At 71.1% G+C, this 11,690-nt stretch carries 13 protein-coding genes; 7 read left to right on the top strand and 6 right to left on the bottom strand.

Translation table 11 applies throughout. The annotated features are described in order from the left end of the window. Positions 1–81 precede the first annotated feature (81 nt). Positions 82–264, top strand: coding sequence for a DUF6104 family protein (locus J2N69_RS25070; protein ID WP_014176503.1), 183 nt, complete (start codon positions 82–84; stop codon positions 262–264). 34 nt (positions 265–298) lie between these two features. Here the strand turns inward: J2N69_RS25070 and J2N69_RS25065 are convergent, their stop codons facing one another. Further along, positions 299–1,225, bottom strand: coding sequence for a TIGR03620 family F420-dependent LLM class oxidoreductase (locus J2N69_RS25065; RefSeq protein WP_230902730.1), 927 nt, complete (start codon positions 1,223–1,225; stop codon positions 299–301). A gap of 191 nt (positions 1,226–1,416) precedes the next feature. Here J2N69_RS25065 and J2N69_RS25060 point away from each other — a divergent pair, with 191 nt between their 5' ends. Continuing rightward, a complete protein-coding gene (locus tag J2N69_RS25060; RefSeq protein WP_230902729.1) occupies positions 1,417–2,061 on the top strand; it encodes a TetR/AcrR family transcriptional regulator in 645 nt (214 codons plus the stop codon). Between the two features lie 24 nt (positions 2,062–2,085). Here the strand turns inward: J2N69_RS25060 and J2N69_RS25055 are convergent, their stop codons facing one another. Next, complete coding sequence (locus J2N69_RS25055) at positions 2,086–2,910, bottom strand: hypothetical protein (RefSeq protein WP_230902728.1); 825 nt, start codon at positions 2,908–2,910, stop codon at positions 2,086–2,088. A gap of 245 nt (positions 2,911–3,155) precedes the next feature. Between J2N69_RS25055 and J2N69_RS25050 the strand changes: the two genes are divergently transcribed. Continuing rightward, on the top strand, positions 3,156–4,094 hold the full coding sequence (locus J2N69_RS25050) for a DUF4097 family beta strand repeat-containing protein (RefSeq protein ID WP_230902727.1): 939 nt from the start codon (positions 3,156–3,158) through the stop codon (positions 4,092–4,094). A 1-nt stretch (position 4,095) separates the two neighbouring features. Next, positions 4,096–5,148, top strand: a complete 1,053-nt coding sequence (locus tag J2N69_RS25045; protein ID WP_230902726.1) for a PadR family transcriptional regulator — start codon at positions 4,096–4,098, stop codon at positions 5,146–5,148. A gap of 20 nt (positions 5,149–5,168) precedes the next feature. Here J2N69_RS25045 and J2N69_RS25040 read toward each other — a convergent pair whose 3' ends face one another. From J2N69_RS25040 to J2N69_RS25025, 4 genes are all read right to left on the bottom strand, one after another. Then, positions 5,169–5,732: a Clp protease N-terminal domain-containing protein gene (locus tag J2N69_RS25040; protein ID WP_230902725.1), complete on the bottom strand. Its 564-nt coding sequence runs from the start codon at positions 5,730–5,732 to the stop codon at positions 5,169–5,171. Then, positions 5,732–5,941, bottom strand: a complete 210-nt coding sequence (locus J2N69_RS25035; protein ID WP_127912196.1) for a helix-turn-helix domain-containing protein — start codon at positions 5,939–5,941, stop codon at positions 5,732–5,734. The genes J2N69_RS25040 and J2N69_RS25035 overlap by 1 nt, the downstream gene beginning before the upstream one ends. 168 nt (positions 5,942–6,109) lie before the next feature. Beyond that, positions 6,110–7,072 carry a zinc-binding dehydrogenase gene (locus J2N69_RS25030; protein ID WP_230902724.1) on the bottom strand — a complete coding sequence of 321 codons (963 nt, stop codon included), beginning with the start codon at positions 7,070–7,072 and terminating at the stop codon, positions 6,110–6,112. A 120-nt stretch (positions 7,073–7,192) separates the two neighbouring features. Further along, on the bottom strand, positions 7,193–8,416 hold the full coding sequence (locus J2N69_RS25025) for an NAD(P)-dependent malic enzyme (protein WP_230902723.1): 1,224 nt from the start codon (positions 8,414–8,416) through the stop codon (positions 7,193–7,195). A 541-nt stretch (positions 8,417–8,957) separates the two neighbouring features. Between J2N69_RS25025 and J2N69_RS25020 the strand changes: the two genes are divergently transcribed. The 3 genes from J2N69_RS25020 to J2N69_RS25010 are packed head-to-tail and all read left to right on the top strand — an operon-like array spanning position 8,958 to position 11,660. After that, on the top strand, positions 8,958–9,914 hold the full coding sequence (locus J2N69_RS25020) for an ABC transporter substrate-binding protein (RefSeq protein WP_230902722.1): 957 nt from the start codon (positions 8,958–8,960) through the stop codon (positions 9,912–9,914). A 40-nt stretch (positions 9,915–9,954) separates the two neighbouring features. After that, on the top strand, positions 9,955–10,899 hold the full coding sequence (locus J2N69_RS25015) for an amino acid ABC transporter permease (RefSeq protein WP_230902721.1): 945 nt from the start codon (positions 9,955–9,957) through the stop codon (positions 10,897–10,899). Then, positions 10,899–11,660, top strand: coding sequence for an amino acid ABC transporter ATP-binding protein (locus J2N69_RS25010; RefSeq protein ID WP_272595839.1), 762 nt, complete (start codon positions 10,899–10,901; stop codon positions 11,658–11,660). Before J2N69_RS25015 ends, J2N69_RS25010 begins: the two co-directional genes overlap by 1 nt. The last annotated feature ends 30 nt before the right edge of the window (positions 11,661–11,690 follow it).

The raw sequence follows: 11,690 nt of genomic DNA, 5'->3' as shown, positions 1-11,690 counted from the left end.
GTACGAATCCGGCCAGACCGAGGCCGGCCGCCCACGGCCTAGGATTGAGGCGGAAGAGACCGTCCGCATCAGGAGCATGAGTTGTACTTCACCGACCGTGGCATCGAGGAGCTGGAGAAGCGGCGCGGCGAGGAGGAGATCACCTTCGAGTGGCTCGCCGAGCAGCTCCGCACCTTCGTGGACCTCAACCCCGACTTCGAGGTCCCGGTCGAGCGCCTGGCGACCTGGCTGGCGCGGCTGGACGACGAGGACGAGGACGAGTAGCCGCTCCTGGTCACGCGGCCGGGCGGTTGCCGTCTCACCCGGTCACGAGCGCGGGTGCCAGCTCCCGCCACTGCGGCAGGGGCAGCGCGGCCGGGTCCTCGGTCAGCACCTGGACGCAGACGTGATCGGCGCCCGCGTCGAGATGGGCCTTCACGCGCGCGTGGAGCACGTCGACGTCTCCGTAGGCGACGATCGCGTCGACGAGGCGGCGGCTCGGCCTGCCGCCCGCGAGGTCCTCGTCACCGAATCCCATGCGCCGCGCGTTCGCCGTCTGGTGGGGGGCGCTCGTGACGTAGCCCGCCACGTGCCGCGCGGCCACCTCGCGCGCCCGGTCGATGTCCGTGTCGAGGACGACGGCCTGCTCGACACCGAGGAACGCGTCCGGTCCCATGGCCCGGCGCGCGGACGCCGTGTGCTCGACGGGCACGAAGTACGGGTGGGCGCCCCAGGCGCGCTCGGCGGCCAGCGCCAGCATCTTCGGGCCGAGCGCGGCCAGGACGCGGCGCGGGGCGACGTCCGGGGCGGGGCCGTGGGCGGGGGCGGCGTCCATGGCCTCCAGGTAGCGGCGCATCGTGCTGAGGGCCTTGCCGCGCGTCGGGACGGAGTAGCCGTCGACCTCCACGGCCGTGTCGTCGACCCGGTGGCCGCCCAGACCTAGCAGATAGCGCCCCGGAAAGGCCTCGCCGAGGGTACGTTCCGCCGCCGCCATGGCCAGCGGCTCCCGGAAGGCGATGTTGGCGATGCCCGAGGCGACGACGATGCGCTGTGTCGCGGACAGCAGCAGCCAGGCCTGTCCCACCGTGTCCCGCCCGAAGGCCTCTCCGTACCAGAGGGCTCCGTATCCCAGTTCCTCTATCTCCGCGGCGGCCTCCCGCACGCGGCCCGCGGGCTGCCCCTCGAAGGCGAAGGTCCACACCCCGGCCCGCCCGAGGCCGTCCCGCGTCAAAGCGCTGCCAGCCATTGCCCCACCCCTTGCTTTCTGTGCCTTCTCGGTCTTTCTCGGTTCCTTGCGGTCTTGCTCGGTTCCTTTTCGGTGCTTTCTGCATGCTGCGGGTGCTTTCCGGAGAGGGTCTCCGGATAACCGGGACTCACGATAAGGAGAATCTCTCCGGATAACTAGCCCCCGGCCGTGCGGGACGCGAGGATGGCCGGATGACGAAGTCCCCCTCGGAACCCCTGGAACCCCTGGAACCTCTTGGCCCGCTGGAACCCCCGAAGCCTTCGGAGTCGGCGCGCGGCCGCCGCACCCGCGCGGATGCCCGCCGCAACCGCGAGCGGATCGTCGAGGCGGCACGCGAGGCGTTCGCCGAGTCCGGCCCTGAGGCCTCCCTCAACGAGGTCGCCCGCCGCGCGGGAGTCGGCCCCGGCACGCTCTACCGCCACTTCCCCACCCGCCCCGCGCTCCTGACCGCGGTCCTCCAGGACCGCATCGACACCCTGTGCGGACGCGCGGAGGAACTGCTCACGGCCGACTCCCCCGACGAGGCGCTGGCCGAGTGGCTGCGCGCGTTCCTCGCCCACGCGCGCGTGAACCAAGGCATGGGCGGCTCCCTGCTGATCGAGGAACTGGAGAGGCCGGACGCCCTGGGCTTCGACTGCCACCAGCGGATTCAGGACACGGCACACGGGCTCCTCGCGCGCGCCCAGCGCTCCGGCACGGCACGGCCCGACCTCACGGCCCCCGACCTCGTACAACTGGTGGTCGGCATCGCACTGTCGACGGCCCACGCCACGGCGGACCCGGCTCAGCCGGACCGCCTGCTGACCCTGGTCCTCGACGCCGTACGCCGCCGCTGACCCGCGCCGCGCGCCGCCGCCCCCTCAGCCCCGCGCCCGCATCCGGTCGTACGCGAGTCCCAGCGCCCCCTGCACCAGCAGCACCGCGGCCGCGGCGGCCCATCCCCCGCTGCGCCGCCGCACCGCCCACACCGCGAGCGGCAGCCCGGCGGCCACCTGTGCCGCGGCGAGGGCGCGCGCCTTGGGGCCGCGCACCCAGGGGCCGAGCGGGCCGCTGTCGACCACGTCGAACTCCGCCCGCACCGCGTCACGCCAGCCGGACCACTCGATCCGGCGCAGGTCCCGCTGGACCCGCGCGACCTCGCGCAGCCGGTCGGCCGGTTCGCCGGGGCCGAGGCCGGGCGGGAGGCTGAGCCCCGTACGGGTGAGGACGGCGAGGAGGCCGAGCATCCTGGCGCGCGCGTCGGCCTGCGTGTCGGGCCGGGTCAACGCCTCCAGGGACTCCATGTCCAGGACCGGGTCGAGGCCGAGCCGCGCGGCGAACGTACGCATCGCCTCGTCCTCGCCCACGGGCGTGCCGTTCGCCAGCCATTCGTAGCCGACGGTGCGCCGGAAGCCCGCCGCGAGGGTGTAGCCGGAGCGGTCGGTGTCCCACCACAGGGCGAGCACGGGCCGGCCCGAGCCGACCGCGAGCGCCGTGGCCCAGCCGGTGAGCACCCGGTCGACGGGCTCCTCGCCGTGCAGCCAGGGCTTGCCCTCGGGCACGAGGACGCTCCAGCCGCCACCGGCCGGCGCGAGGAGCATCCGCTCGCGGAGCAGGTGGGCGGCCGGTTCCACGATGTCGGGCTCGGCCTGGCCGAGGAGCAGCGCACCGACGCCAGTGGCGTGGTCGAGGGCTTCAGACGACATGGCCCCACGCTAGGACAGATCGTGACATTCGGCGCACGATCCGTGACATATGGCCGCGGCGACGCCGCACATGCCCCTCCCGGCCCGCCCACCGCGGACCGAGGCTTTTCACCCTCGACATGTCTTGACTTCCGCCAACCGCGATATATCGTGGATGGCGGAGACGCGATATGGCGTGTTCCGTGCCGGGCCCGCCCGGCCTGCCCCGCCCGCCCGGCCGCCCGGCCCATCAAGGAGGTCAGCCCATGTCCGAGTGGTCTGTCGCCGAACCCCGGAAGCTCACGTTCGACGCCCCGGTGACCGCCCTCCATGTGCGCCTGGTGAACGGCATGGTGCACGTCGTGGGCACCGACGAGGACACCGCCCGCCTGGAGGTCTCCGAGATCGAGGGCCCTCCCCTCACCGTCACCCAGAAGGACGGCGTCCTGTCCGTCGCCTATGACGACCTGCCGTGGAAGGGCTTCCGCAAGCTCAAGGGACTCGCCCAGAAGGGGTGGTGGCACAGGGCGGTGGTGTCCCTCGCGGTGCCCGCGGGGGCCCGCGTCGAAGTGGGCGCGATCGGCGCGGGCGCCATGGTCTCCGGCATCGAGGGACCCGTGGAGGTCAGGAGCGTCACCGGTGACATGACGCTGGTCGGCCTCACGGGCCCGGTCAACGCGGAGACGATGTCGGGCGGCGTGGAGGCGCAGGGCGTCTGCGGCGACCTGGGATTCAGGTCCGTCTCCGGGGATCTGACCATGGTCGAGGCGGCGGGCGCCTCCGTCCGGGCGGATTCGGTGAGCGGCGCGTTGATCGTGGACCTCACCCCGACGGGGACCCCTGCGGACCTCGCCCTGACGAACATCTCCGGTGAGATCGCGGTCCGCCTTCCGCACCCGGCCGACACCGAGGTGGAGGTGGAGACCACGAGCGGCGCGGTGTCGAGCGCCTTCGAGGAGCTGCGGGTCAGCGGCGGCGCGCAAGGCTGGGGCTGGGGCACCAAGCGCGTCACGGGCCGGCTCGGCGCGGGCGGCGGAAGCCTCCGGGCGACGACGGTCTCCGGAGCCGTCGCGCTGCTGCGCCGGCCACCGATGGAGGAAGATCCTTACGACGAGGTCCCCCTGGACGTCGCCCCGTCGGACTCCCCCGACGCCGACGTCCCCCCTCAGCCGCCCGCCGCCCCGACCCACAAGAAGGTGCTCTGAGATGCCCCCCGTGTTCGCCCACGGCCGCCTGCGCCTCTATTTGCTCAAGCTGCTCGACGAGGCGCCCCGCCACGGCTATGAAGTGATCCGCCTCCTCGAAGAGCGCTTCCAGGGTCTGTACGCGCCCTCGGCGGGCACCGTCTACCCCCGCCTCGCGAAGCTGGAGGCCGAGGGCCTGGTCACGCACACTACCGAGGGCGGCCGGAAGGTGTACGCCATCACGGACGCGGGCCGGGCCGAGCTGGCAGGCCGCAGCGGTGAGCTGGCCGACCTGGAGCTGGAGATCCGCGAGTCGGTCGCCGAGCTGGCCGCCGAGATCCACGAGGGCGTCCGGGGCGCGGCGGGCGATCTGCGCCGCGAGATGCGGACCGCCGCCAAGGAGGCGCGTACCTCGGGAGTCACGGGCACCGGCACCGGCTTCCCCGATCCGTCCGGTTTCCTCGACGGCGCCTGGGCCGACAAGGACGGCTGGCGGCAGGCGAAGGAGGAGTTCAAGCGCGCCAAGCAGGAGTGGAAGGAACAGGCGCGCCGCGCGAAGGACGAGAGCCGCCGGGCCCGCGAGGAGGCCCAGCGCGCACGCCGCCAGGCCAAGGACGCCCAGGAGAAGGCGCGGAGCCTGGCGCAGGAGGAGGTCCAGCGCATCGCCCGGCGCATCCAGGAGCAGGTCCAGGACCACTTCGCGGGGGGCGACTGGCCGACGGGCGTACAGAAGGGCCTGTCCGAACTGGCCAAGGAGTTCAGCGAGTTCGGCATGGACTTCGGCGAGCATTTCCCCCACCCGCCCGCCGGGGCCGGGGCGGGGGCCGGGGCCGGGCCCAAGTTCAGCGGGGCCCCCGAGGACCTGGTCGTGGACTACACCCCCGATTGGGCACAGGAGGACTCGACCGGAAATCCGGCCCGCGACCTCGACCGCCTGCTGGACCGCTTCCGCGACGACGTCCGCGACGCGGCCCGCGACCACGGCGTCACGGAGGAGCAACTACGGGACGTGCGCGCCCACTTGTCGTCGGCCGCCGCGCACATCGCGGCGACCCTGCACCCACGGCAGGTCTGACGGCGCGCCAGGGAGGCGCCTCACCCCAGTACCCGGTCGACCGCCGCGTGGGTGACCCCATGGTCCGCGAGCACCTCGGCGACGACGCCCGGGCGGACGGTGAGGGCGAGCAGGATGTGCTCGTCACCGATGCGGCGGTCGCGGCGGGCGGTGGCGATGCGCAGGGACTTCACCAGGGTTTCCTTGGCCTCGCGGGAGAAGGGCACCCGGCCGAGCCACCCCCGCACACCCACACCCCCGCCCGGCTTCCCCCGGGGGCGGGAACCGTCCAACGCCCCCTCCCCATGGCCCTCCTCGACCCGGGAGACGATCGCGTCGACGTCGATGCCGAGTCCGGCCAGCGCCTCCGTGTCGGCCTGCGACAAACCCCCGCGGCGCCGCGCCCCGCCCAACGCCCCCTCGATCGCGTCGCGTTGGCGAGCGGCCCCGAGCGTGGCGAGGGCGAAAGACCCGCGGCTCGCCTCGCGGTCGAGCAGGGCGAGCAGCAGGTGTCCGTCGTCCACGGACTCGGCGCTCCCCCGCTCGGCGTGCTCGACCGCGCCCAGCACCACCGCGCGGGCATCCTTGGTGAACCGCTCGAACATCACTGCCTCCCGTACTTCTTGTGCACGGCCTGCCTGCTCACTCCGAGCTCCGTGGCGATCTCCTGCCACGACCAGCCCTGCCGGCGCGCGCTGCGCACCTGCACGGCCTCCAGCCGCTCCACCAGCTTCCGCAGCGCGGAGACGGCACGCAGCCCGACCCGTGGGTCCTGATCGCCCGCCCGCTCGGCGAGATCCGTAGCTTCGGTCATGTATGTCAACGTACGTTGACAGAGCCCCTCCGTCAACCGTAGTTGACGAAGGGGCCGACGGAGAGAACAGCGGAGTGGACGATGGAGGGAACGGCGGAGCGAACAGCGGAGACGGCGACTACGGCCGCGCTCAGACCTCCGGCACGATCTCAGACCTCCGGCACGGTCTCAGACCTCCAGCACGATCTTGCCGAACTGGTCGCCGGACTCGATCCGCTCGAAGCCCTCCCGCGCCCGGTCCAGCGGCAGCACCTCGTCGATGACGGGCCGTACGCCCGTGGCGGCGCAGAAGGAGAGCAGGTCCTCCAGCTCGTCCTTGGTCCCCATCGTCGAGCCGACGACCTTCAGCTCCAGGAAGAAGATCCGGGTCAGCTCGGCGTGCGAGGGGCGGTCGCCGCTGGTCGCACCGGAGATCACCAGCGTGCCGCCCGGCTTCAGCGACTTGACCGAGTGCGACCAGGTCGCCGCGCCCACCGTCTCGATGACGGCGTCGACCCGCTCCGGAAGCCGCACACCCGCCTCCACGGCCTCCACCGCGCCCAGCTCCAGCGCCCGCTTCCGCTTGGCCTCGTCCCGGCTGGTGGCGAAGACCCGCAGGCCCGCCGCCTTGCCGAGCACGATCGCGGCCGTGGCGACGCCGCCGCCCGCGCCCTGCACGAGGACGGAGTCCCCGGGGCGCACCCCGGCGTTGGTGAAGAGCATGCGGTACGCGGTCAGCCAGGCGGTCGGCAGGCAGGCCGCCTCGGCGAAGGACAGCTCCTTCGGCTTGGGCAGCACGTTCCACGTGGGGACGGCGACCTGTTCGGCGAAGGTGCCCTGGTACTTCTCGGTGAGGATGGAGCGGCCCTCGCGGGGCCCGACCCCGTGCCCGGACTGGCCGATGACGGAGTGCAGGACGACTTCGTTGCCGTCCTCGTCGATCCCCGCCGCGTCACAGCCGAGGATCATCGGCAGCTTGTCCTCGGCGAGACCGACCCCGCGCAGCGACCACAGGTCGTGGTGGTTCAGGGAGGCGGCTCTGACGTTCACGGTCGACCAGCCGGGGCGCGCCTCGGGGGCGGGACGCTCCCCCAACTCGAGGCCGGAGAGCGGCTGGTCACGGTCGATACGGGCGGCGTATGCAGCGAACATGCCGCCGACCATAGGCCGCCGCCGGGCCGCGGCGGAACCACGTACGACTGTGACACGCGCCGCGCCCCCTGCCGTACGCGAGGTAGGCCAGGGGGCGCGGGGTCGGTGCCGGGCGGGCGGTCAGCTGCGGGCGACGCCCTCCGCGCGGGCGGCGGCGGCGACCGCGGCCGTCACGGCCGGGGCGACGCGCTCGTCGAACGGCGACGGGATCACGTACGCGGCGGACAGCTCGTCCCCGACGACGTCCGCGAGGGCGTCGGCGGCGGCGATCTTCATGCCCTCGGTGATCCGCGAGGCGCGCACCTGGAGGGCGCCGGCGAAGATGCCGGGGAAGGCCAGGACGTTGTTGATCTGGTTCGGGTAGTCCGACCGGCCGGTCGCCACCACGGCCGCGTACTTGTGCGCGATGTCCGGGTGGACCTCGGGGTTCGGGTTGGCCATGGCGAACACGAAGGAGTTGGGCGCCATGGAGGCGACGGCCGGCTCGGGCACGGTGCCGCCCGAGACGCCGATGAAGACGTCGGCACCGGCGAGCGCGGCCTCCAGCGACCCGCTCAACCCCGCCTTGTTGGTCAGCTCGGCCAGCTCCCGCTTGACCGGCGTGAGGTCGTCCCGGTCGCGGCTCACGACGCCCTTGCGGTCCGCGACCGCCACGTCGCCGAGCCCGGCCTCCAGCAGGAACTTGGCGATGGCGACACCGGCCGCGCCGGCGCCGGAGATCACGGCGCGCAGGTCGCCGAGTGTCCGCCCGGTCAGCTTCGCCGCGTTGCGCAGCGCCGCCAGCGTGACGACGGCCGTGCCGTGCTGGTCGTCGTGGAAGACGGGGATGTCGAGCCGCTCCTGGAGCTTGCGCTCGATCTCGAAGCACCGGGGCGCCGAGATGTCCTCCAGGTTGACGCCGCCGAAGGACGGGGCGAGGCGCACCACGGTCTCGACGATCTCGTCGGCGTCGGTCGTCGCGAGCGCGATCGGCACCGCGTCGACACCGCCGAACTGCTTGAAGAGGATGGCCTTGCCCTCCATGACGGGGAGCGAGGCCTCGGGGCCGATGTCCCCGAGCCCGAGCACGGCGGTGCCGTCGGTCACGACGGCGACGACGTTCGACTTCCACGTGTAGTCGTGGACGAGTTCCGGCCGCTCGGCGATCGCGCTGCACACTTTCGCGACGCCGGGCGTGTATGCGAGGGACAGGTCGTCCTTGTCGCGGACCGGCACGGTGGCCTGCACGGCCATCTTGCCGCCGCGATGCAGCGCAAACGCCGGATCGAAGGGCTCGGCCGCACCGGCGGGGCCCTCGTGATCCGTACTGCTGTCGCTGCGAGGATTGACGATCTCCGCTGCCACTTGTCTGACCCCTTAAGTCTTAATCATTCGTTGAGGGTGTCCACTCCTGGTTGAGAAGTGGGCGGGCACCGCGTCCGTTCCCCGCCTGTCGGCGGAGGGAGGTACGGACACGCGGGCGCGCCGCACACGCGCCCTGAGCCCCGGATGAGGGGTGTAGCCCACCTTTCTACCCGAAGGCGGTGGGCCCGGGCGAGTGACATTGGTTGCAGAACGCGCCGGAATGGGGGCCGCCGGGCCCGCGGCGGGGTAGTGGCGGGCCTCCGCATGCCACGAACCGTACGGCGGCCCGGAATCGTCTGTAGTCCACATGGCGAGATTGGCGGGATATCACTCGGTTAACGGTGATTCGCACCGCGCCCCATAAGCCCGTGCTGTACCGGGCCGTCAGCATTCGAGGCTGGCCCGTTATCCGATTTTGACATCTCCGGCACCCAGAATCGGACGGTCCGAATGGCAAGATGCCGTCATCACACGAGGTCGCGACACCCGAAGGTGTGTGCACGACTCATCGGCAACTCCCTCATCCGCCGGAGGACCCACCATGACCGCAAGCTCCATTTGTCGCAGGACCGCAGATAAGTCCGCGAAGTCCCGGATTGCCGCGGTCGGCGCGATCGCGGTCGCCGGTGCGCTGCTGCTGTCCGGCTGTGGCGACCAGACCAACGACAAGAAGAGCAACGCGGTCGTCGACGCGCCGCTCGCCGACAAGCTGCCCAAGGACATCCGCGCCAAGGGCGTCATCAAGGTCGGGTCCGACATCGCCTATCCCCCGGTGGAGTTCAAGGACAAGTCCGGCAACACCGTCGGCATCGACCCGGACCTGGGCGAGGCGATGGGCAAGCAGCTCGGCGTGCGGTTCGAGTTCGAGAACGGCACCTTCGACACGCTCCTCGGCGGTCTGCGCTCCAAGCGCTACCAGATCGCGATGTCGGCCATGACGGACACCAAGAACCGTCAGGAGGGCATCGATGAGGAGACCGGCAAGAAGATCGGCGACGGCGTCGACTTCGTCGACTACCTCACCGCCGGTGTCTCGATCTACACCAAGAAGGGCGACGACCAGGGCATCAAGACCTGGTCGGACCTCTGCGGCAAGAAGATCGTCGTCCAGCGCGGCACCGTCTCGCACGACCTGGCCAAGACCGAGTCGAAGAAGTGCAAGGGCGGCAAGAAGATCTCCATCGAGCAGTACGACAACGACCAGCAGGCCCAGACCCGGCTGCGCTCCGGCGGCGCCGACGCGGGTTCGTCCGACTTCCCGGTGGCCGCGTACGCGGTGAAGACCTCGGGCGGCGGCAAGGACTTCCAACTGGTCGGCGAGCAGGTGGAGGCGGCGCCGTACGGCATCGCGGTCTCCAAGAAGAACCCCGAGCTGCGCGACGCGATCAAGGCCGCGCTCGACGCGATCATCGCCAACGGCGACTACGAAAAGATCATCAAGAAGTGGGGCGTCGAGGACGGCGCGGTCAAGGAAGCCAAGATCAACGGCGGCAAGTGACCGCGCCCCCTTCCCTCCCAGTCGCTGAAAGGCCACGCACGTGACCACCGACATCTCCAAGAAGGGCCCCGAGGACGACGTCCCGAAGGCGCGGCAGGCGGAGGCCATCAAGGCCATCCCCGTGCGCCACTTCGGCCGCTACGTCGCCGCGGTCCTCGCGATCGGCGTCCTCGCCGCCATCGTCTACGCCTTCTCCCAGGGCGACATCCGCTGGGACGCGATCCCCGACAACTTCTTCGACGAGCGCATCCTCAGGGGCGTCCGCGAGACGCTGATCCTCACCTTCCTCTCGATGCTCATCGGCGTCGTGGGCGGTGTGATCCTTTCGGTGATGCGCCTGTCGAAGAACCCGGTGACCTCGTCGATCGCCTGGTTCTACATCTGGTTCTTCCGCGGTACGCCGGTCCTGGTCCAGCTCTTCGTCTGGTTCAACCTCGGCTTCGTGTTCGACTACATCAACCTCGGCCCGGTCTACAAGGACGAGTGGTCGGACTTCATGACGCCGTTCCTGACGGCGCTGCTCGGCCTCGGCCTCAACGAAGCCGCGTACATGGCGGAGATCTGCCGCGCCGGCCTGCTCTCGGTCGACGAGGGCCAGACCGAGGCGGCGCACGCCCTGGGCATGAGCCACAACAAGACGCTGCGCCGCGTGGTGCTGCCGCAGGCGATGCGCGTCGTGGTGCCGCCGACGGGCAACGAGTTCATCAACATGCTGAAGACGACGTCGCTGGTCGCGGCCGTCCAGTACTACGAGCTGCTCAAGTACGCCCAGGACATCGGCACCTCGTCGGGCGCGACGGTGGAGACGCTGCTGCTCGCCGCCTGCTGGTACCTGATCATGACGTCGATCCTCAGCGTCGGTCAGTTCTACCTGGAGCGGTACTACGCGCGCGGCTCGTCCCGCACCCTGCCGGACACCCCCTTCCAGAAGATCAAGGCAAACATGCTCTCGCTGAGCAACCGCACGGAAGGGGTGACGCGCTGATGACCGCCATGGTGAAGTCCGAGGGCGTCCACAAGTCCTTCGGCCACGTAGAGGTCCTCAAGGGCATCGACCTGGAGGTCGAGGCGGGTGAGGTGTTCTGCCTCATCGGCCCGTCCGGCTCCGGGAAGTCGACGTTCCTGCGCTGCATCAACCACCTGGAGAAGATCAACGCCGGTCGGCTGTACGTCGACGGGGAGATGGTCGGCTACCGGCAGAAGGGGGACAAGCTGTACGAGCTGAAGGACAGCGAGGTCGCCCTCAAGCGCCGTGACATCGGCATGGTCTTCCAGCGCTTCAACCTCTTCCCGCACATGACGGCGCTCGAGAACGTCATGGAGGCGCCGGTCCAGGTCAAGGGCATCGCCAAGGCCGAGGCCCGGGAGCGCGCGGGCCAGCTCCTGGAGCGGGTCGGCCTGGCCGACAAGGCGGGCAACTACCCCTCCCAGCTCTCCGGCGGCCAGCAGCAGCGCGTGGCGATCGCCCGCGCGCTGGCGATGGACCCGAAGCTGATGCTGTTCGACGAGCCGACGTCCGCGCTCGACCCGGAGCTGGTCGGCGACGTCCTCGACGTCATGCGCGACCTCGCGGAGTCCGGCATGACGATGATCGTCGTCACGCACGAGATGGGCTTCGCCCGCGAGGTCGGCGACAGCCTCGTCTTCATGGACGGCGGCGTGGTCGTCGAGTCGGGCAACCCGCGCGACGTCCTGACCAACCCGCAACAGGAGCGGACGCAGTCGTTCTTGTCGAAGGTGCTGTAGTCGGCGCCCCGTAAGGGGCGCGGGGAACTG

The sequence above is a fragment of the Streptomyces huasconensis genome, assembly GCF_021028635.1.
In the GTDB taxonomy this organism is placed as follows: Bacteria; Actinomycetota; Actinomycetes; order Streptomycetales; family Streptomycetaceae; genus Streptomyces; species Streptomyces huasconensis.
The sequence above is the reverse complement of the archived record's forward strand: the minus strand, read 5'-3'. Positions and strand labels throughout refer to the sequence as shown.